The sequence below is a fragment of the Myxococcus stipitatus DSM 14675 genome, assembly GCF_000331735.1.
In the GTDB taxonomy this organism is placed as follows: domain Bacteria; phylum Myxococcota; class Myxococcia; order Myxococcales; family Myxococcaceae; genus Myxococcus; species Myxococcus stipitatus.
In genome coordinates, this window is record NC_020126.1 from 3,273,634 (window position 1) to 3,293,196 (window position 19,563).

General features: G+C 71.3%; 13 protein-coding genes. 6 read left to right on the top strand and 7 right to left on the bottom strand.

Annotated features, from left to right (window positions below; translation table 11 throughout):
- Positions 1 to 70 precede the first annotated feature (70 nt).
- Genes MYSTI_RS12820 through MYSTI_RS12830 form a run of 3 tightly spaced genes read right to left on the bottom strand, consistent with a single transcriptional unit; the run spans position 71 to position 6,135 of the window.
- On the bottom strand, positions 71 to 2,239 hold the full coding sequence (locus MYSTI_RS12820) for an ATP-binding cassette domain-containing protein (RefSeq protein WP_015348180.1): 2,169 nt from the start codon (positions 2,237 to 2,239) through the stop codon (positions 71 to 73).
- Positions 2,236 to 4,932, bottom strand: a complete 2,697-nt coding sequence (locus MYSTI_RS12825; protein ID WP_015348181.1) for an ATP-binding cassette domain-containing protein — start codon at positions 4,930 to 4,932, stop codon at positions 2,236 to 2,238. Before MYSTI_RS12825 ends, MYSTI_RS12820 begins: the two co-directional genes overlap by 4 nt.
- A gap of 3 nt (positions 4,933 to 4,935) precedes the next feature.
- The gene (locus tag MYSTI_RS12830) at positions 4,936 to 6,135 is read right to left on the bottom strand and encodes an HlyD family secretion protein (protein ID WP_015348182.1); all 1,200 of its coding nucleotides are present in this window, start codon (positions 6,133 to 6,135) and stop codon (positions 4,936 to 4,938) included.
- A 978-nt stretch (positions 6,136 to 7,113) separates the two neighbouring features.
- Here MYSTI_RS12830 and MYSTI_RS12835 point away from each other — a divergent pair.
- Entirely contained in the window at positions 7,114 to 8,052 is a 939-nt protein-coding gene (locus tag MYSTI_RS12835) for a hypothetical protein (RefSeq protein WP_015348183.1), read from the top strand.
- Positions 8,053 to 8,064: 12 nt separating this feature from the next.
- Here MYSTI_RS12835 and MYSTI_RS12840 read toward each other — a convergent pair whose 3' ends face one another.
- Positions 8,065 to 8,961 (bottom strand): LysR family transcriptional regulator, encoded by an 897-nt coding sequence (locus tag MYSTI_RS12840; protein ID WP_015348184.1) that lies wholly within the window; start codon positions 8,959 to 8,961, stop codon positions 8,065 to 8,067.
- A 118-nt stretch (positions 8,962 to 9,079) separates the two neighbouring features.
- Between MYSTI_RS12840 and MYSTI_RS12845 the strand changes: the two genes are divergently transcribed.
- Positions 9,080 to 9,724, top strand: a complete 645-nt coding sequence (locus tag MYSTI_RS12845) for a hypothetical protein (RefSeq protein ID WP_015348185.1) — start codon at positions 9,080 to 9,082, stop codon at positions 9,722 to 9,724.
- 24 nt (positions 9,725 to 9,748) lie between these two features.
- Here the strand turns inward: MYSTI_RS12845 and MYSTI_RS12850 are convergent, their stop codons facing one another.
- From MYSTI_RS12850 to MYSTI_RS12860, 3 genes are all read right to left on the bottom strand, one after another.
- Positions 9,749 to 10,570: a mechanosensitive ion channel family protein gene (locus MYSTI_RS12850; protein WP_015348186.1), complete on the bottom strand. Its 822-nt coding sequence runs from the start codon at positions 10,568 to 10,570 to the stop codon at positions 9,749 to 9,751.
- Positions 10,571 to 10,776: 206 nt separating this feature from the next.
- Positions 10,777 to 12,579 (bottom strand): hypothetical protein, encoded by a 1,803-nt coding sequence (locus MYSTI_RS12855; protein ID WP_015348187.1) that lies wholly within the window; start codon positions 12,577 to 12,579, stop codon positions 10,777 to 10,779.
- An 83-nt stretch (positions 12,580 to 12,662) separates the two neighbouring features.
- Positions 12,663 to 13,559 (bottom strand): PilZ domain-containing protein, encoded by an 897-nt coding sequence (locus MYSTI_RS12860; protein ID WP_015348188.1) that lies wholly within the window; start codon positions 13,557 to 13,559, stop codon positions 12,663 to 12,665.
- A gap of 149 nt (positions 13,560 to 13,708) precedes the next feature.
- On the opposite strand from MYSTI_RS12860, the gene MYSTI_RS12865 reads away from it, so the two are divergent.
- The 4 genes from MYSTI_RS12865 to MYSTI_RS12880 all read left to right on the top strand — a co-directional run bounded on the left by MYSTI_RS12865 (position 13,709) and on the right by MYSTI_RS12880 (position 19,551).
- Positions 13,709 to 14,422 (top strand): lysophospholipid acyltransferase family protein, encoded by a 714-nt coding sequence (locus MYSTI_RS12865; protein ID WP_169558632.1) that lies wholly within the window; start codon positions 13,709 to 13,711, stop codon positions 14,420 to 14,422.
- Between the two features lie 38 nt (positions 14,423 to 14,460).
- Entirely contained in the window at positions 14,461 to 16,134 is a 1,674-nt protein-coding gene (locus MYSTI_RS12870; protein WP_015348190.1) for an amidase, read from the top strand.
- Positions 16,135 to 16,356: 222 nt separating this feature from the next.
- The gene (locus MYSTI_RS12875) at positions 16,357 to 17,799 is read left to right on the top strand and encodes a glycoside hydrolase family 6 protein (RefSeq protein WP_015348191.1); all 1,443 of its coding nucleotides are present in this window, start codon (positions 16,357 to 16,359) and stop codon (positions 17,797 to 17,799) included.
- 93 nt (positions 17,800 to 17,892) lie between these two features.
- The gene (locus MYSTI_RS12880) at positions 17,893 to 19,551 is read left to right on the top strand and encodes a M14 family zinc carboxypeptidase (protein ID WP_015348192.1); all 1,659 of its coding nucleotides are present in this window, start codon (positions 17,893 to 17,895) and stop codon (positions 19,549 to 19,551) included.
- Positions 19,552 to 19,563: the final 12 nt, after the last annotated feature.

Below are 19,563 nucleotides of genomic sequence, written 5' to 3' on the forward strand. Positions count from 1 at the left end.
GCCCTTCGTTCGTCCCACGGCCGTCCGGGGGTGGAGGTTCCTCCCTCGGACGGCTGTTCTCTTCTCCGCCTCAGGGGTGGGCGATGACGACGAGCGTGGGGGCGCGGGCCTCCACGCAGGCCATCACCTTGCGCATCGTCACCGGGTCCAGCGCGCCGAACGCCTCGTCGAGCACCACGACCTGGACGCGCTGGAGCAGGGCGCGCGCGACGAAGATGCGGCTCTGCTCGCCGTGGGAGAGCTGCCAGCCGCGCTCGCCCACCATCTGGAGGACGCCCGCGGGCATGCGCTGGAGGAGGTCGCCCAGGCCCAGCTCCTCGCAGAGCTCTCGCGCCAGCTTCAGGTCGTCCTGCGTGTGGGGCCAGGCGCGCCCCAGGAGCACGTTCATCGCCAGCGTGCCGGAGATGATGTGGTTCTCGTGGAACTGGGGCGCGCCCGCGATTTGCGCGCCCCAGCCGCCGGGCGTCCACGTGGCCATGTCCAGGCCGCGCAGCAGCACCACGCCGGAGCCTTGCCGCCGCAGCCCCGTGAGGATGGAGGCGAGCGTCGACTTGCCGGAGCCGGACGGGCCCTCCAGCAGCACGCGCTCCCCGGGGTGCAGGGTCAGTGAGGTGCGCTCGAGCACCGCGCGCGGGGAGGTGGGGTGCTTGAAGAAGACGTCGCGCAGCTCCAGCAGGGACTGGTCCTTGGGCGGCGCGTCGCCGGACGTGAGGGGCGCGACCTGGGGCGCGGCGTCCTCCGTGTCGTGGGAGGTGGCGCCCGGCGCGAGCCTCGCCGCGTCGAGCATGGGACGCACGCTCGCGAAGAGCACCCGCGCGCCCACGAGGGCCAGGGAGCCCGCGGCCAGGGACATCACCGCGCGAGCGCCCAGCAGCGCCGCGCCCACGCCCACCGCGATGCTCGCCGTGGAGGCCCCCGCGAGCACGCCCGGGAGGGTGGCGATGATGGCCACCGGCAGCAGCCCCCGGCGCGCGAGCGTCATCACGCGCGCGGTGCCCGCGTCCCAGCGCTCGGAGGCCTCCGCGTAGCGCGCCAGCTCCTGGTCCTCCTCTTCATGCCAGCGGGACGGCTGCTCCTGCGCCAGCCGCGTGCGGTGGCCGAGCATCCGCTCGATGAGCGCGTGTGTCATCACCACCCGCGACTCCGTCCATCCCTTGAACAGCTGCGACTGCCGGACGACGAGCACCCCGAGCACCGCGCAGTACGCCCCCAGCGCGAGGAGCCCGAGCCAGCCCGCGGGCCCGCTCAGCGTGACGCTGGCCGCGAGCGACAGGTCCACCACCGCGAGCAGGCTGGTGAAACTGCCCGCGAGCGCCATCTGCTCCATGCCCGCGCTCTCGAACGTCCGCCCGACGTACTCACCGATGCCGCCTCGGCGCGCCTCGTCCACGGGGAGCGACAGCGCCCCCGTCAGCAGCCTGCGGCGCAGGAGCGCGGAGAGGTCCAGCGCCAGCGTGCCCTGCGTCCAGGCGAGCGCGGCCTGGAGCGGCACGGCCGTCAGTCCCATCAAGGCCCACGCCCAGAGCCAGCCCGTGTCCAGCTGTCCCTCGAACGCGCCCTGGCCCATCAGCCACCAGCCCGCGAGCACGCAGCCCTGGATGAGCACCGCCAGCACCAGCAGGAGCATCACGCGGGGGGCGGCCGACAGCGCGCCCAGGTGGTGCGGGAGCTTCGCCCCGGGCGGCAGCCGCAGCGTGCGGGCCGCGACCAGGTGCGTGTTGGCGAGCTGCGCACCCAAGAGGGCTTTGCGGGCCCGCGTGAGCTGGGGCTCGGGAAGCCGGGTCCGCTCCAGGACCCGGTCCACGGTGGGAATCAGGTCCCACTCGACGAGCGCCTGCACGGACGTGGTGAGCAGCGACAGGGGGATGTCTCGGACCGTCTCGTCGGGCGCCAGGATTCGCGCCGTGCCTCTCGCCGCGGAGGTGCCCAGCAGCGCGATGAGCTGGAGGCCCTCCTCGGCGGTGAAGACCTCCAGCAGGGCGGGGGAGGCGCGCAGCAGCGTGCTCTCCACCTCCGCGTGGCGCGTGTAGCGCAAGTCCAGCTCCAGGCCCTGCGACTGGGCCACCGCGTCCAGCCACTCCCCCAGCCGGTTCAGGTCCTCGGGGGAGCCTCCCGCCACCGTGGCGGGGGCGCGAGGCAGCGGCAGCTTCGCGGCGCGCGCGAGGGCCTCCAGGGCCTGCGCGCCCAATTGCACGGCCCACCCGAGCCCCGCGAGCGGTGATTTCGTCCCGGTGCTCACGCCGCCTCCCCCTGGCCTCGTCCACCTGTCGCGGGCCGCTCGGTGAGCAGGCCCTGCTCCAGCACCATCCTCCGCCAGCCGCCGCCCCCCGACAGCGTCGCGCGCATGCGGGCCTCCTCGTCGAGCAGCGAGCGGTACACGGAGTCCGCGCGCGCGGCGAGCTCCCGGGGGTTGGCGTCCTCCACGAGCTTGCCGCCCTGGATGACGAGGACGCGGTCGAACGTCATCGTCTCCTCGATGTCGTGCATGATGCACAGCAGCGTGGCGCCCGAGAGCTCCTGGCGGGAGCGCTCCAGCAGCGCGGCGCGGCGGTCTCGCTCCAGGCCGCGGAAGGGCTCGTCGAAGATGGCCAGCCGCACGCCGGGCCGCAGCAGCGCGCGTCCCAACCTCACCCGTTGCCCCTGGCCGCCCGACAGCAGGCTGCCGCCTTCGCCCAGCCGCGTCTGAAGCCCCTGCGGGAGCTTGTCGAGGAACTCGATGAGGTCCGCGGCGCGCAGGGCCTGTCCCACGCGCGGCAGCACGTCACCCGTCTCCACGCCGTACGCGAGGTTCTCCACCAGCGACTTGTTCCACAGCGTCACCTCGGGCTCCACCCACGCCGTCTGCCGCCGCAGGCGCGCGAGCACCTGTCCCTCCAGCAGCTGGCCATCCACCTCCACGCGCCCCGAGGACGGCCGGTGCCAGCCCAGCAGGATGCCGACGAGCGACGACTTGCCCGCGCCCGACGGGCCGACGATGGCCACGTGCTCCCCGGGCCGCACCGTCACGTCGATGCCCTCCAGCACGGTGAAGCCCGCGGCCTTCACCTCCACCTGCCGCAGCGCGAAGCCCACGCCCCCTTGCGCCTGGGCGTGGGGCGCGTCGGCCACGTCCTCCAGCCCCGCGCCCACCTCGTCGGGCGCGAGCAGCGGCTCCATCATGCGACCGGTCAGCGACGAGGCCGCGGGGTACAGGCGCAGCGCGTCCGCCAGCTGCTTGCCCACCGTGGCGAGCGCCAGCGCCCAGTACACGAGCAGCAGCACGGCGCCCGGCTCGATGCCCCGCGAGATGGCGTGGAGGACGATGGCCACCGAGCCTCCCGTCGCCGCGAGCGTGGCCAGCGTGTCGGTGATGATGCCCCGGCTGAGCAGCGTCCTCGCGGCGCGGACGAACTCGTGCAGCGGCTCCTCGTGGGCGCGCTTCAGCGTCATCTCCGCGCGGTGGGCCCGCAGCGCCACCGCGCCGCGCATGGCGTCCAGGTAGAAGCGCGACAGCACGCCGTCGAAGTCGCGCATCCTCCGGTCCGCCTCCAGCAGCGAGCGCTGGGCGAGCAGCGGAACCGCGAGCGCGAGCCCTCCGCCCAGGAGGATGAACGGCGCGCTGCCCGGGGCCAGCCACACCAGGCCCAGCGTCGTGACGAGCAGCTCCGCGGTGGCGCGCAGCACGCTGACCGCGAGCGAGGGCACGGTGCGCACCTGATGGATGCCGTGACACCGCTGGGCCATGTCGGAGACCAGCCGGCTGCGGAAGTAGCGGTCCCCCAGGCGCGGAATCTTGTCGAGGAACGCCAGCCGCAAGCGCAGCTCCAGTCCTCGGCCCAGCCTCAGCGTCCCCTGAGCGAGCGGCAGCTCCAGCAGGACGAGCACGCCCATCAACACCAGGAGCGTCACGACGCCCGCGAGCCGCTGCTCCTGCGTGGTGAGGTAGCGCCCCGCGTCGATGATGCCGCGCAGCAGCAGCGCCTCCAGGAAGCCGCCCACGGCCGCCGCCAGCGCGACGGCGGCGAGGAAGGCGGGCGCGAGCACGCCGTCGCGGCGCATCAGCCCCACCAGCTCCCGCAGCGGCTGCGTCGGCGGCTCGCTCAGGGCGGCCTGGAGGTCCGCGGAGAGGGGCGGCTCGTCCTCGGCGCGCTCCTGGCGGATGCCTCGGGCCAGGATGCACACGACGCCGCGCAGGGTGACCTCCTCGTCGGCCGGGCCTCCCACCGCCGTCCAGTAGGACGCGGGGATGACCTGCTCCGCGCGCCCCTCCGCGAGCGCCGCGTGGGCCTCCACCAGCAGCTGCTCCAGGAAGCGCGCGGTCGCCTCGCCTCGCTCCACGCCGCCGCCGTCCACCAGCGTCTGCACCAGCCGCGTCGTCGCGTCCAGGCACGCCACGCTCTTCCAGGACGCATCCGCCAGGGCCGTGGAGACCATCCGCTCCGCGCTCGCCTTGCCGACCAGCGCGGAGAGCCTCAGGTGCATGCCCGCGAGGAACTCCTGGGTGCCGGCCCATTCACGGAAGGCCTCGGCGGGGACGGCGATGGCGTGGACGTAGAGCCGGTCCATCAGCTCCGTCACCGTCACCCAGCGGCGCCCCATGGCCGGGTCCATGATTTGAATCAGGTGGCCCCAGCGCCGCCAGACGACGACGAAGTGCAGGTTGCTGTCGGCCAGGCGCACCACCATGATGGCGGGCAGCGCCTGCGTCTCCGGCAGGAGCACGTGGTCCCGGGGCAGGACGACCTGCGTGGCGTCCATGCCCAGCTTCCCCGCCAGCTCCTCCAGCACGTCGACCGAGGTGCCGTCGACGTCCGTCTGACAGGCCTCCCGCAGCCGGCCATAGCTGACCGGGACGCCGAAGCCATCGAACAGCGCCTTCAGCGCCGCGGGGCCGCAGTCCATGGCCGATGTCTGGATGACCTCGGGGATGAGGAGTCGTCGCTTGCCCGCCATGTCTCAGCCCCCACCCCGCGACAGCTCCAACGTCCCAGGCGCCCGCGAGGGCAGCGGGCGCCCACGCGCCGGTCCCCCGATGCCCCGGCCCAGCGCCCGGAGCACCAGGCGCAGCGGCGTGGCCTCCTCGACGGCGACGTCCACGGTGCCCTGGAGGCCATGCTCCATGGGGACGCCGGGCGGCATCTCGTCCACGGACAGCTCCACACGCACCAGCCCGTCGCGGGCCTCGCTCGCCACGGCCACGACGGTGGCCTGCGCCAGCCCGAACTCCGTCCAGGCGAAGCCCTCCAGCTTCATGCGCGCCTTCTGCCCGGCGCGCACACGACCCAGCGCGGTGGCCGGGGAGAACTGCCCGACGATGCGCACGTCTCCTCCCGCGACGACGGTGGCGATGCGGTCTCCCGCCTTCACCTGGGTCCCCACGCGCACGGAGCTCGTCTCACCGAGCAGGCCGTCCGCGGGGGCCCTCACCACGCGGCGCTCCAGCTCCTCGCGCAGCCGCTCCACGGTGGCCCGCGCGACGTTCTCCGCGGACTCGAGCTGCGCGATGTCCCGGCGCAGCGCGGCGATGCGCACGCGCCGCTCGGTGCTCTGCATCGTCCCGTCCGTCTTCACGCGCGCCAGCGCCGCGCGCGCGGCCTGCTCCGCCGCCTGCACGCGCTCCAGCTCCGTGCGCACCTGATTCCACTCCGACTCGCTCACGAGCTGCCGCGCCCAGAGCTGCTCGGTGCGCGTCTTCTCCTCCAGCGCGCGGCGCGCCAGGGCCTCGGCCTCCGACAGGCGCGCGCGCGCCTCGTCCGCGCTGGCCGTGCCGCGCTCCTGCTGGGCCTGCAGCGCGCTCTGCTCCGCCTCCAGCTCCGCGCGGGCCGCCTCCAGCTGGGGGCCCTGGCCCTTCAGGAGCGCCTCGGCCTCGGCGAGCTGCCGCGCCTCCTGCTCCTGGGCCAGCTCGAAGAGCACCTCTCCCGCGCTCACCTTGCGGTGGAGCTCCACGTGGGTCTTCACCAGCCGCCCCTCCACGGGCGAGTCCACGGCGTAGACCTCGCGGTGGACCTCCAGTCGCGCCTGCACGCTGGGCTCGTAGACGGTGATGCGCGCCTGGACGAACCACACGCCCCAGACCGCGAACAGCCCCACCGGCAACAGCCACACCGCCGACCGCCCCTGTCCCCGGACCAGCGCGCGCACGGTGCGCGGGAACATTCCTTCACCCACTCTCATGAACGAAGCCATCCCATCGCCGTTGGCCACCGCCGCCCCGTCAGCGCTCCGGTGCGGGCCGTGGTTCAGTTCCGTCGCATTTTACATCGGGATGGCCGATATTGCCGAGGACCTGTCTCGTCAGGTTTGACGCATGGCGTGATGGCCACCGCCGCAGTCTGAGATTGGCTGTAGCGTGGAAGGTCACAAAGAACACCGTGTTTCGCGGAGTCTGAGATTGTCTGTGACACGTGAAGCTACAAAGACTTTCGTCGCAAAAATTGCGTCCACGGCTTGACGTACCGATTCCGCCTGATTTTAATGATTGCACTTCGGATGCGAGTCCCCACCCGCTGCTGGTGAGGAATTCGACGAATAAAATTATCAAAGCTGTTGTTCGTAGGACCGGTGTTCCATTCCGGAACGCTGTTGCAAGCCAGGAGCAATCCCATGCTGATCAAGACCAAGGTTCGTGGCGGTCCCCGTGGCTGTGGCGGTGGTGGCGTGATCTCGCCCTCCCTGCCCGTGATGCTGCCGTAGTCCGTTCGATTCCTCGAACAGACACCGTAGTCACCAGGAGAGAGACCATGCAGATCAAGACCAAGGTTCGTGGCGGTCCCCGTGGCTGTGGCGGTGGCAGCACCACCATCGGTGGCGTGCGCACGCAGCTCCCGTAGTCGCTGTCGCAGGGCGCTGGTTGTTCTCAGCGGTTGTATCAACCCGTAGTCCACCTGGAGCAATCCCATGCAGATCAAGACCAAGGTTCGTGGCGGTCCCCGTGGTTGTGGCGGTGGTGGCAGCGTTCCCGTGCTGAACACGGACGTCCTCGCGGCTCTCCCGTAGTCTGAACCGGGCGCGTTTTCGTGCCCGACTCAGACGTAAGTCACCAGCGGGTGGGATTTCGCCACCCGCTGGTGATTGTCTTTGGTGGTGGAGGTGCCCAGGTGTGTGCGGGCCGTGGAGACACGGTAGACTCGCCCGATGAGCATCCTCGTCCATCTCTATGCCTGGCAGGCGGCGATCGTCGGAAACGCTCGCCTCGGAGGGCAGGACCTCCGTGCGCTGATGCTGGATGATCCCACCGCTGGGACATTCTTCCCCCGTCGAGAAGACTTCCGTGGCTTCCAGGTGGAAGGTGGCTTCGAGCCATCCTATTACACCTGGCTCGAGCGGATGCGAGCCCAAGGGCTTGTCGCTCTCCGCGCGCTCCACGCCGTGGACCCGGGTGACTGGGTGCTCACGACGCCGCCGCCTCCGTTGCCCCGGTTGCCGGAGCTGGTGCTTGTCTTTCCAGGGAGGAACGTCTGGTATCGCCACGTCCATTCGTGTCCCGCACCGGATGGGACCGGGCAGGTGGAGGGGGAGGGTTTCGTGGAAGTCGCCGAGACACGTTCCGCCGAGGTGATGACAGTGGATGCGGCGGAGCGGGAATTGCTCGCGGCCACGCGTGACTACGTGGGTTTTGTCGACAGACGGGCGCGGAGGGATGACGCGTCGGATGTCTTCTACGCGGCCATGGGTCGCACGGCGCTGGAGTGGCTCCAGGACTCGGAGGGGTCCTTCCGGGAGCGGTGGCGGGGGCTCCGTGACGCGGAGCAGCGCGAGTACCGGCGACGAACCAAGGAGTGGTGGCCGGAGAAGCCCTACAAGAAGACCCAGCGCCCGCGCATCCTGGAGAGCGCGGACCAGAGCCTCCGGCGGGATGACTTCCTGAGCGTCATGGAGGCGGCCGGCTTGCCGTGGCGCGCGGTCCGCCTGGCCTGCGCCGCCCAGGGTGTCCGGCCGCTCTCCCTCTTCCATGAGCGCACCTCCGAGGAGTCCCTGCCACCTTTCGTGCGGGAGCCCGACTACGCGGCCATCGGGGAGCGCTGGGCCCGGGCGGGGGCCCAGGGGCTCAACGCGGCGTTGAACGCGCGCTGACGCGGGCCTGGCCTACCGGCCCTTCGCGGCGGGAAACAGCGTGGCGACGAAGTCGAGGAACACTCGGACCCTCGCGGGGAGGTGAGGGGCGGGCGGGTGCAGGACGTGGATGGGGCGCGACTCGCGGGAGGAGGACTCCAGCACGCGGACCAGGGCCCCGGCCGCGAGCTCCCGCGCCACCATGAAGTCGAACAGCCACGCGATGCCCAGCCCCATCAAGGCCGCGTCCCGGAGCGTCGCGCCGTGGTTGGTGTGGAAGCTCCCCCGAGGCAGCACCCGGAGGGCTTCGTCCCCCTCTCGCAGGAGCCAGTCGGTGGAGGCGCCGTCGCGCAGGAAGCCCAGGCAGTCGTGCCGGGCGAGGTCGGCGGGGGTGGCGGGAGTCCCTCTCCGGGCCAGGTACTCCGGGGACGCGCAGGCCACCAGCCGCGCGGTGCCGAGCTTCCGGGCCACGAGGCGGGAGTCCTCCAGTCGGCCCAGGCGGAGGAGCACGTCGGCGCCCTCCGCGACGGGGTCCACCACGGTGTCGCGCAGCGTGAGGTGCAGCTCCAGTCCGGGGTGGCGCGCGAGGAAGGGGGGCAGCGCGGGGGCGAGGACGAGCTGCCCGATGACCTGGGGCGCCTCCACGCGCAGCCTGCCCGCGGGCTGCTCGCGGGAGCGGGAGAGGGACTCCTTCGCGTCCTCCAGGTCCGCGAGCAGGCGCTGGCAGCGGGCGTGGAAGTCGCGCCCGTCCTCGGTGAGGCGCAGCGCGCGGGTGGTGCGCTGGAAGAGCTTCACGCCCAGCTCCTCCTCCAGCCGGGAGATGCGCCGGCTCACCGCCGAGGCCGTGAGGTGGAGCTTCTTCGCGGCCTGGGTGAAGTCGCCTTCCTCCACGGCTCGAACGAAGGCGTCGATGTTCGCCAGCGAGTGCATTTCGGGGACACCCTCACGAGGCTGCTATCGCCTCGCGTGCTACCGTCTTAGCCAGTCGGTCGTCGCGAATCCAAGGCTCCAGGCGAGCCGGGCGACGAAACATCAGGGGGATTCCCACATGAATCATCGGCTGTCTTCCGCGGTCGCGGTGTCGGGCTTGGTGTGGCTGCTGGGCTGTGGCGAGGACTCGAAGTCGAAGGAGCCCGGGCCTCTGCAGGAGGAGGCGGGCTTCGTCCTCGAGGGCCAGGTGGTGTCGCTGGATGCCGCCTCGCAAGCGGGGGCGACCCGGCTGACCATCGCCTGGGAGAACTGGATGCGAAGTGGGGACATCATCGTCTCGCAGGGGAGCGTCGCGGTGCCGCAGTCGCTGCCCTCGGCGTACTCGCTGCGGTTGACGGGAGAGCCGGGACCGGGGGCGCTCAATGACCTGGGCGCGGGGGCGGGCTTCCTGGGCACGGGCCGCATCGCGGTGTACCAGGACGTCAACGGGGATGACCGCTTCGACCTCGAGACGGAGCCGCTGCGGGGCCTCTCCGCGACGCACGTCGTGCTCTACGCCCCGACGGTGACGCCCGCGCTCCTGTCGGAGCTGCGCGAGTGGAACGGCATCACCAACCTGGAGGCGCTGGTGCCCGGCTATCAACTGGCGCGGGGCGTGTGCCGGGATGGGACGTCCTTCGATGCCCTGGAGATCGTCCCCGCCGTCCCGGTGTCGGTCGTGTCCGAGTCGGAGTCCGACGACGGGTGCCTCAACTACCACTGAGCCGAGGCACCCACCCAGGCCGGGTCAGCTCGCCTTGGCGATGTCCGACATCGCGAGCTGCGGCGGCACGACATAGCCCGTGGAGATGAGGACCTCCGCGGCGGCCAGCGTGATGGCGCCCGTGACGGCGCCCGCGACGGAGGGCTTGCAGCACACGCCAATGGCAATCACGGGGCCCTGCGCGGTGAACTCCGCCACGCCGACGCCGGGCGCGGGCTGGTCCAGGACGCCCTCCACCTGCTCCACGCGCTGCAGGAAGGCCTTCATCAGGCCGTGCACGTCGCAGCCGTGCATCAGCGGCACCTTGATGGCGATGCGGCGGTGGGGGTGGTGGCTGAAGTTGATGATGTTGTCGCCGAACAGGCGGTTGTTGCCCACGGAGATGCGCAGGTTGTCGCCCGTGTCGATGGTGGTGGCGAAGAGGCCAATCTCCTGCACCATGCCCGTGACGCCAGCGGCGGAGATTTCATCGCCCACGCGGAACGGACGCAGCACGAGCAGGAAGATGCCCGCGGCGAAGTTGGAGAGCAGGCCGGACCACGCCGTACCGATGGCGATACCCGCCGCGGCCAGCAGCGCGGCGAAGGACGTGGTCTCGAACCCCATCATCCCCAGGATGCCGAGCAGCAGGAGGATGGTGAGGGAGCCGGCGAACAGCGACTCGATGTAGCGGATGAGCGTGGCGTCGAACTGACGCTTGTGCAGCGTGAGGTACAGCACGCGCCGGAAGGCATTGATGATGGCTCGACCCACGAACCACAACACCAACGCCCCCATTGCCTTGAGCAAGAAGGGGAAGGCCTGTGCGAGAGCCAGAGTCCTGAGTTGTTCGATGACGGCGTCCATGACGCTCCTGAGGGGGCCGGGCATCCACCTGGGTGGTGGGCCCCTGGGTTTCGTGTGCGTATTGCAGAGGGCGGGCCATTGCTCGGTATCCGCAAGCCCGCCAAAGGGCTGCGGCCCGTCTGTTTACTGGAGCCCGTGGCGCCGATGCTGACACGCCAGCCGACGTGTCAGCCAGCACACTGACGTGTCAGGACGTTTCCGCGAGCCTAGAGGCCGGTGACGAGCCGCACGCCGCGCTCCCGGCTCAGCGCGTCCCGTGCCGCGTCCGTGACGGCCGTGCCCCGCAGGTCCAGCTGCCTCAGGTGGGGAAGCGACCGCAGCGAGTCCAGCCCCGCGTCGGTGACGCCGGTGCGTGTCAGGTAGAGCGTGTGAAGCCCCGGTGGAAGATGACCCAGGGCCGCATCCCCCAGGCGCCCGCGGGCCAGGCTGAGCCACGTGAGGCGCGTCAGCCCTTGGAGGGCGGGGGTGTAGTGGGCCTCCAGCCACGTCGCGCCCAGGTCCAGGTGGGCGAGGTGCGGCAGCCGCTGGAGGTGGGCGAGTCCGGAGCCGTTGACGAGGGTGCCCGAGAGGTGGAGCGCCGCCAGCTCCGTCAGCTCGCCGAGCTGTCCCAGGCCCAGGTCCGTGAGCAGGGTGCGCTCGGCGCGGAGCGATTGAAGGCGGGACAGGCGGCGGAGCGACGGCAGCCATTCGTCGTTGAAGGCGGTGCGGCTCAGGTCCAGCTCGCGCAGCCCCGAGGGAACGTGCGCCAGGGCCTCCGGGCCGACGGGGGTGTGGCTCAGGTCCAGCCGGGTGAGCCGCTCCGTCTTCTGGAGCACCGCGAGCGCGTCCGCCGTCACGGCGAGGCCCGACACCCCCAGCCGCTCGAGCGCGCTCAGCGCGTCCAGCGACGCGAGCCCCGCTCCCGTGATGAGGGTGCGCGACAGCTCCAGCTCGCGCAGGGCCACCAGGCCGCGCAGGTGCCGCATCGCCGCGTCATCGAGCCGCGTGTCGTCGAGGTGCAGCAGCTCCAGTCGGGTCAGTCCGGCGAGGTGTTGGAGGCCGGGGCCGTGAAGCCGCGTCTTGGTGAGGACCAGGGCCTCGAGCGACTTCGACTCCGCGAGGTGGAGGAGCCCCGCGTCCGTCACTTGGGTCTCGCCGAGGTGGAGCGCTTCCAGCGCTCGCAGCGCGCCGATGGGCGCGAGCCCCCCGTCGGTGAGGCCGGTCCGCGCGAGCCCCAGCCACGTGAGGTGGGGCATGTCCCGCAGGCGCGCGAGGCCCGCGTCCGTGACCTGGGTCCCGCTGAGGATGAGCGTGTGCAGGTGGGCCCCGGACACCCAGGCGAGGACGCGGTCGTCCGTCGACGTGTCCGAGAGGTCCAGCCACTCCAGCTCCGCCTGGGCCGAGAGGAAGCGCAGGCCCTGGGCGCTCACGGACGTCCCCGCGAGCCCCACCCGCCGCAGCGTGGTGAGCCCTTCGAGGAACGCGAGCCCCTTGTCCGATATCGCCGTCTCCTCCAGCCGCACCACGGACAGGCGTCGGAGCCCCGACAGGTGCGGGAGCCCGGCATCCGTCACCCGCGTGCCGTCGAGGTGCAAGGCCTCCCAGGCGGTGAAGTCCCTCAGCGCGCCCAGGTGGGCATCTCCCAGCGATGAGCCGGAGGCACGCAGCGTCACCAGGCTCGTGCCTCGCACGAGCGCGGCGAGCAGCGTGGGCTCGGGGACACCCGTGGCCTCGAAGCAGAGCCCGGGCACGCGGTGGTTCGTGAGCGCCATGGCCACCCGGTGCGCGTCGGCGGGTGACGTCACGGGGCGCACCGGCTCCGCGCACCAATCCCTCTCAGCGGGAGGGTGGAAGTCGGAGGGCTCCGCCGTCAGCGTGGACCACGGAGTGGTGCTCCCATCGGGGAGGACTCGGTAGACCGTGAGCACGGGGCGGGGGGGCTCGATGGGTGGGGCGGGCTTCGGTGCCGTGGTGGCGCACCCCAGCATGAGGCACAGCGCTCCTCCGAGTCGCGACAGCCCACCACCCATGCATTCACCTCCCGCGAGAGTCCCGGCGCGTGGAGCATGGCGCAGCGGCCGGAGGCGCGGAAGTCGAAGTGTGCGAGGGCCGCTCAGGACGTCTTCGTGACCGCGAGCAGCCGCTCCACCGCCAGCAGCACCGAGGCGGCGCTGGCCGGGTGCTTCACGAAGGCGGCGGGGTTGAGGTTCGTCAGTCGTCCCATCAGCGAGTCGGGGCCGCTGACATTGACCAGGATGACGCGGGTGCCCGGGCGGGCCGCGGTGCTGAGCACGTCGAGCGCGGTGCCGGTGTCCACGACGATGATGGGCGCGGGCCGGGTGGTGTCCGTCGCGATGCGCAGGCCCTTCTGTTCGAACAACTCGGAGACCAGCGCGAGCAGGCGCGTGTCCGTCAGGCTCACCAGCACGGGCACTCGCGTGTCCAGCTCCACGGCGGTGGCGGCCTGGGGCACGGCGCCCTTGCCCAGTTCGCGCACGTCCTTGGTCAGCCACTGCATCACATCCGCATTCAGCACGCCGCGCACGCGCTGGAGCAGCGACGCGTCCTGCGTGAGGAAGTGCTTCAGCCGGCGCTCCGCCTCCGGAGGAAGCTGGGTGAAGGCCACGCCCATCTCGTCGTCGCGAGACCACGCCACCTGCGCGAGGGTGCGCAGGGCCTGCGGTGTGTCGGGGAGGGTGATTCGCAGCTCCAGGGTGCTGCCCACCGGCAGCGCGCGCGTCGTCCGGAGGGCCAGCCCTCCGGCGCCGATGTTCTTGCTGTACGCGCGCACCACGTCGTCCTGGTTGGCGAATGTCACCTCGAGCACAGCCTCCGCGCGCGCGGCGCGGACGGGAAGCGGACTGCCTTCGGGAGGAAGGGCGCCCAGCTCCAGGAGCACGTCGCGCAGGAGTTCCAGGCGCTGCTCTTCCTCGGGGCCGAGGGCCTGCGTGCGTTGGCGTTCCAACAGGGACTTGTACTCCTCCAGCGCGTTGACACGTGGACTTCCCATGAGCTCCCCGCCAGCTGCGTCCGTTGCGTAGCGTGCCATGCGCGCGCCAACCCGCGCGAGAGGTCGGCTTCCACCCTGCCGAGGAGGTTGCTCCCTGCTATAGCCACTTCATGGATGCCTCGTTCGAGCCCCCGGAACGACCGGGAACGTTGAGTAGCCTCCTTCGCTGGACCGTGGCCTGTGCCGCGATGCCTCCCTTGCTGCTCCCCGCGCTCGCGCTGGGGCCGCTGCGCCCGAGCTCCTCCGATGCGCTCATGCGCACCTGGTGTCTCTGGGCGCGTCGCGTCTTCGGCGTGGACGTGGACGTGGTCGACCACAACGAGGGGGGGTATGACGACGGCGCGCCGTATGTCTTCCTCCAGCTGAACCAGACGAGCCTGAGCGAGGCGTTCGTCACCACCGCGGCGCTGCCTCGGTGGGCGCTCATCTTCATGAACATCGAGTTCGCGGCGCTGCCCTTCATCGGGTGGGTGCCGGTGTCGCAAGGCTCCGTGGTGGTGGTGCGTCAATGGAGCGCGCAGGCGCGGCGCGCCGTGGACCGGGCCGCGGACGCGATGCGCAGGGGCGCCTGCTTCTACATGTCCATCGAGGGCCGTCGCAGCCCCGACGGCGCGCTGGGGCCGTACAAGAAGGGCGCGGCGGTGCTCGCCATCCGCTCCGGGGCCCGCATCGTCCCCATGGTGTTTCATGGCGCGCGGGACGTGCTCCCGTTCGGCGAGTGGCGCGTGCGGCCGGGCCGCGTGCGCGTGGAGCTGCTCCCCGCCATCGAGACGGAGGGCCTGTCCTACGCGGACCGGGACGCGCTGGTGGAGCGGCTGCGCGTGCTGGCGCAGTCCCAGGGGCTGGGGCGTCCTCCAGGCTGAGTCACACGCGCGGGCTCGCGGCGAGTAGGCTTGCCGCCATGGCCTATCAACGCAATCCCGTGAAGGCGCCGCGCGTGTCGGGGCTCGCGCTCAAGGCATTCGTCAACACGCTGGAGAGCTCGGTCGGGGCTCCCGTGTTGGAGAAGCTGGTGCGGGACAGTGGCATCACCCCCTGGCGGGAGCTGTCGCCCGGAGACGCGCCGCCGCTCCAGTTCCCCCTGCCTCCCGGTGCGCCCGCGACGGAGCCCCAGTCCCCGGCCGAGCAGGCCGTGCGCGCCATCGCCGCGCGGGCCTCCCCGCCGGAGCGCGAGACGGTGGGCGCGTTCGTGCGGGCCTACCGCGACGGACAGGTGGACCCCGTCACGGTGGCGCGCCGGCTCCATGCGACGCTGGACACGCTGGAGCAGGGGGACGCGCGGATGGGGATGTTCATCACGCGCAAGCCCGAGGAGGTGCTGCGAGCCGCGGAGGCCTCCGCGGAGCGCCTGCGCGCGGGACGTCCGCTGAGCGTGCTGGACGGCGTGCCGGTGGTGGTGAAGGACGAGGTGGACGTGGCGGGCTACCCCACGACGCTCGGCACCCGGTTCAGGAACCAGGTGGCGGCGGTGGATGCGACGGTGGCCGCGCGCCTGCGGGCCGCGGGGGCGCTCATCCTGGGCAAGGCCAACATGCAGGAGATTGGCATCAACCCCATCGGGCTGAATCCGCACCACGGCGCCGTGCGCAACCCGTGGAACCGGGGGCACATCACGGGGGGCAGCTCCAGTGGCTCGGCGGCGGTGGTGGCCGCGGGCCTGTGCCCGCTGGGTGTCGGCGCGGACGGAGGCGGCTCCATCCGAATCCCCGCGGCGCTGTGCGGCATCGTCGGGCTCAAGGCCACCTGGGGCCGCATCCCCGAGACGGGCGTGCCGCCGCTCTGCTGGAACGTGGGCCATGTCGGGCCCATGGGGCTGACGGTCGACGACGTCGCGGCCCTGTACGCGGTGCTCGCCGGGCCCGATGGCAAGGACGTGGTGGCGCAGAATCAGCCCGCGCACCACCTGTCGGGCTATGAGCGCGCGGACCTGACGGGGATTCGGCTGGGCATCTGCTGGCCGTACTTCGAGGACGCCGCGCCCGACGTGGTGGCGCGCTGCAAGGACGCGGTGAAGGCGCTCACGGACGCGGGCGCGGTGGTGGTGGAGATTCCCGCGCCGGACCTGAACACGGTGCTCTGGACGCACAGCTGCATCATCCTGAGCGAGATGGCGGAGTCGATGCTGCCGCACACGCGCGAGCGGGTCTCCGACTTCGGGCTCGACTCGCGCACGAACCTGGCCATCGGCCGGCACTTCCGCGCCACGGACCTGGTGCACGCGCTGCGACACCGCCACCGGCTGACGCGAGAGCTGCTCGCCGTCATGTCCGGCGTGGACGTCATCATCACCCCCACGACGGCCATCTCCGCGCCCGCCATCCCCGAGTCGACGCTCCCCGAGGGGGAGTCGAACCTCCAGGTCGCGGACGCGCTGATGCGCTTCGTGCGCGAGGGCAACCTGACGGGCTTCCCCGCGCTGTCCGTCCCCGCGGGCCATGACCGCGCGGGCCTGCCCGTGGGCGTGCAGCTCATGGGGCGCCCCTTCGAGGAGCACCTGCTCTTGCGCCTGGGGCGCGTGGTGGAGAGCGCCACGCCCGTGCGCACGCCGTCGCTCCACGTCACCGCCTTGCGGTGAGGGATGTGCTTGTGGGCGGCCCGGAGTCCCCGGGCCGCCCCGCATGTCACTCTTCAACCCGGATGTATCCAGTCGTTTTGTATACCTTCTGAATTTCGCCAGGACTGTCGCTCGTGGCCGTGATGAGGGATTGAGCTGGCAATTCGAGAAGAGATGGTCAGGATGCCTCGTGAGGCCGGACGTCAATTCCTGTCATCCGGGCGGCCTGGGAGGAATCCAATCATGCGATGGAATCAACAGGGGCGCTGGCTCCCCGTGGTGCTGGCGGCGTCCGTCTGGAGTGCCTGTGGCCCGGCGTCACCGCCCGCGCCCGAACCGGACTCGCAAGGCGTGGTCTCCGCGGGGCTCGCCGAGCTCGTCGTGAACGGCGACTTCAGCGGAGGCTCGGTGGCGCCCTGGTGGAGCGGCCCCAACACGCAGTCGGTGGTGGAGAACGGGCGGCTGCGGGTCAACGTCACGGGCAACCCGGCGAATCCGTGGGATGCGCCCATGGGACAGGATGGCATCGCCCTGGTGAACGGTCAGTCGTACACCTTGGCGTTCACCGCGTCGGCCTCCGCGCCCGTGACGGTGCGGGTGACGGCGCAGCTGGGGACGGCGCCGTACACCGCGCCGTTGGACCAGCGCATCACCTTGGATGGCACGCCGCGCGCGTTCTCGTTCCCCTTCACCTCGAACCTGGGCACGACGGCCGGGCAGGTGACCTTCCAACTGGGCGGCGCGGGGGCCTTCTCCGCGTTCCTGGACAACGTCTCGCTCTCCACGGGCGGTGGAGGTGGTGGTGGGCCGCTGGGGATGACCAGCGGCTTCTACGTGGACCCGGACTCCAACCCCGCCGTGTGGGTGCGCAACAACGGCTGGGACTCGCGCGCGGCGGGCATCCAGAGCGCCATCGCGAGCAAGGCGGGGGCGAAGTGGTTCGGCAACTGGAGCGGAGACATCGCGTCGGCGGTCTCCAGCTACGTCACCGCGGCGGACGCGGCGGACAAGCTGCCGGTGCTCGTGGCCTACAACATCCCTGGGCGCGACTGTGGCAGCCACTCAGGGGGCGGCGCGGGCAGCCCGGAGGCGTACCGGACGTGGATCTCCGCGTTCGTCACCGGCCTGGGCAACCGCCCGGCCGTGGTCATCATCGAGCCCGACGCGGTGGCGCAGCTCGACTGCCTCCCCGATGACACGGAGCGCAACACGCGGCTGGGCCTCTTGCGGTACGCGACGGAGCAGCTGCGAGATCGCGCGCCCAACACCTGGGCCTACCTGGATGGCGGCAACGCGGGCTGGATTGCCGCCGACACCATGGCGCAGCGGCTGGAGTCCGCGGGCGCGCGCAACATCCGAGGCTTCGCCCTCAACGTGTCGAACTATTACCTCACGAGCGCCTCCACGGCGTACGGCGCGGCGGTCAACAGCGCGCTGAACACGCGCTATGCGTACACGCGTCCCTTCGTGGTGGACACCAGCCGCAACGGCAACGGCCACAACGGCGACTGGTGCAACCCCGCGGGCCGCAAGCTGGGCGCGTTGTCACAAGCAGGTGGAGGCGCGGAGATGCTCCTGTGGGTGAAGGTGCCTGGGGACTCCGACGGAAACTGCGGCATCGCGCCGAACACGCCCGCGGGCACGTTCAGTCCCGACATCGCCACGCGCCTCATCTCGGGTACGTGATTCCCCAACAATCGCCGCGCGCGTGAGGACTCCGCGCGCGGCCGCGGACGAAGTGCTTGAAGTCGCGGGAGGGCAGCGCTTGGATGCGCCCCCATGTCCGAGCTGCTGACCCGCGCCGAAGCCTCGAATTACGCCGAAACCTCGCGTCATTCCGACGTGCTCGCCTTCATCGACGAGCTCTGCCGCCGTACGAAGCTCGCCCGACGGGTGGACTTCGGAACGAGCGGGGAGGGACAGCCGTTGGTGTCCCTCGTCGTGAGCGACCGCAACTGCTTCACGCCCGAGCAGGCGCGCAAGCAGAAGAAGGTCGTGGTGATGGTGGAGGCGAACATCCACGCGGGCGAGGTGGAGGGGAAGGAAGCCCTGCTCGCGCTCGCGCGGGATTTGACGCTGACGAAGCTGGGCCAGAAGGTGCTGGACCGGGTGTGCCTGGTCCTGATTCCCAACTTCAACCCGGACGGCAATGACCGCATCAGCCCCAACAACCGCAAGCTCAACCTGAAGAGCCTGGAGGGGCAGGTCAACCCCGAGGGAGGCGTGGGCACGCGCTACACGGGCGAGGGCTGGAACCTCAACCGCGACAGCATGAAGCAGGAGGCGCCGGAGACGCGCGCCGTCGCGAAGCTGCACCAGGCGTGGTGGCCGGAGGTGTTCATCGACTGCCACACCACGGACGGCAGCATCCACGACTTCGACCTGACGTTCGACACGTCGCACTCGAACGAGCCGCTGTTCCAGGAGCTGCGGGACTACAACCGGGAGATGCTGGAGCGCGTCTCGGCGGCGGTGCAGAAGCGCCACGGCTTCGACAGCTACTGGTACGGCAACTACCGCGAGGAGGATGTCCCCACCTCGGGCTGGCACACCTACCCGGCGCTCCCGCGCTTCGGCAGCCACTACCGCGGCCTGCTGGGCCGGCTGGACGTGCTGCTGGAGACGTACAGCTACATCGACTACCCGCGCCGCTGCGCGGTGATTCGCGCGTGGCTGCTGGAGTTGATTCGCGAGGCGGCCCGGAGCGCGAAGGCCTGCCTCTCCGTCACCCAGGCCGCGCAGGACGCCATCATCGCGCGCGGCAAGACGCCGGACCCGCGGGAGCTGGTGGGCATCAACTACGGCGTGGCCACCCGCGACGCGGAAGGGGCGCTGACGTACGACTACCCGGCCTACGCGAAGCCCGGGGACCTGGCGCGCATCCAGGCGTTCGACGAGAAGAGCATCGCGGAGCACCGCTTCCCCGGGAAGAAGAAGAAGGTCTACCGCGTGCCGCACTACCGCACGTTCCTCCCCACGCATGCGGTGAGCACGCCGGAGGGCTACCTGGTGCCCGCGGAGCTGGCGCCCCGGCTGGAAGGCCACGGCATCCGCTTCGAGGCCCTCCCGAAGGCGCGCTCCTTCCTGGTGGACAGCTACCGCGTCGCCCGCCGCGAGGAGACCTTCAGCCCCGACGTGGCGGCGAACGTCCCGCGTCCGGGCGAGGCCGAGGTGCCGCTGAGCATGAAGCCCAAGCCCGTGCGCTTCGAGACGGTGCTCACGGTGGCGCCCGAGCGCACCACGCGTGAGTTCCCCCAGGGCACGCTCTATGTCCCCACCGCCCAGCGCGGCGGCACGTTGGCCGTGTACCTGCTGGAGCCGCACTCCGATGACGGCTTCTGCCGGTGGCAGTTCGTGGACAAGCAGGTGGAGGTGGGCGGGCTGTACCCCGTGCACCGCGTGGTGAGCCCCGCTCCCGCGCCGAAGAAGGCGGAGTAGGTAGGCGGAGGT

What these genes read in the sequence shown, in the direction of transcription:
- MYSTI_RS12830 (WP_015348182.1), bottom strand. Translation starts at nt 6,135, where the DNA reads ATGTTCCCGCGCACCGTGCGCGCGCTGGTCCGGGGACAGGGGCGGTCG.
- MYSTI_RS12870 (WP_015348190.1), top strand. Translation starts at nt 14,461, where the DNA reads ATGGCCTATCAACGCAATCCCGTGAAGGCGCCGCGCGTGTCGGGGCTC.
- MYSTI_RS12860 (WP_015348188.1), bottom strand. Translation starts at nt 13,559, where the DNA reads ATGGGAAGTCCACGTGTCAACGCGCTGGAGGAGTACAAGTCCCTGTTG.
- MYSTI_RS12850 (WP_015348186.1), bottom strand. Translation starts at nt 10,570, where the DNA reads ATGGACGCCGTCATCGAACAACTCAGGACTCTGGCTCTCGCACAGGCC.
- MYSTI_RS12835 (WP_015348183.1), top strand. Translation starts at nt 7,114, where the DNA reads ATGAGCATCCTCGTCCATCTCTATGCCTGGCAGGCGGCGATCGTCGGA.
- MYSTI_RS12840 (WP_015348184.1), bottom strand. Translation starts at nt 8,961, where the DNA reads ATGCACTCGCTGGCGAACATCGACGCCTTCGTTCGAGCCGTGGAGGAA.
- MYSTI_RS12880 (WP_015348192.1), top strand. Translation starts at nt 17,893, where the DNA reads ATGTCCGAGCTGCTGACCCGCGCCGAAGCCTCGAATTACGCCGAAACC.
- MYSTI_RS12845 (WP_015348185.1), top strand. Translation starts at nt 9,080, where the DNA reads ATGAATCATCGGCTGTCTTCCGCGGTCGCGGTGTCGGGCTTGGTGTGG.
- MYSTI_RS12825 (WP_015348181.1), bottom strand. Translation starts at nt 4,932, where the DNA reads ATGGCGGGCAAGCGACGACTCCTCATCCCCGAGGTCATCCAGACATCG.
- MYSTI_RS12875 (WP_015348191.1), top strand. Translation starts at nt 16,357, where the DNA reads ATGCGATGGAATCAACAGGGGCGCTGGCTCCCCGTGGTGCTGGCGGCG.
- MYSTI_RS12855 (WP_015348187.1), bottom strand. Translation starts at nt 12,579, where the DNA reads ATGGGTGGTGGGCTGTCGCGACTCGGAGGAGCGCTGTGCCTCATGCTG.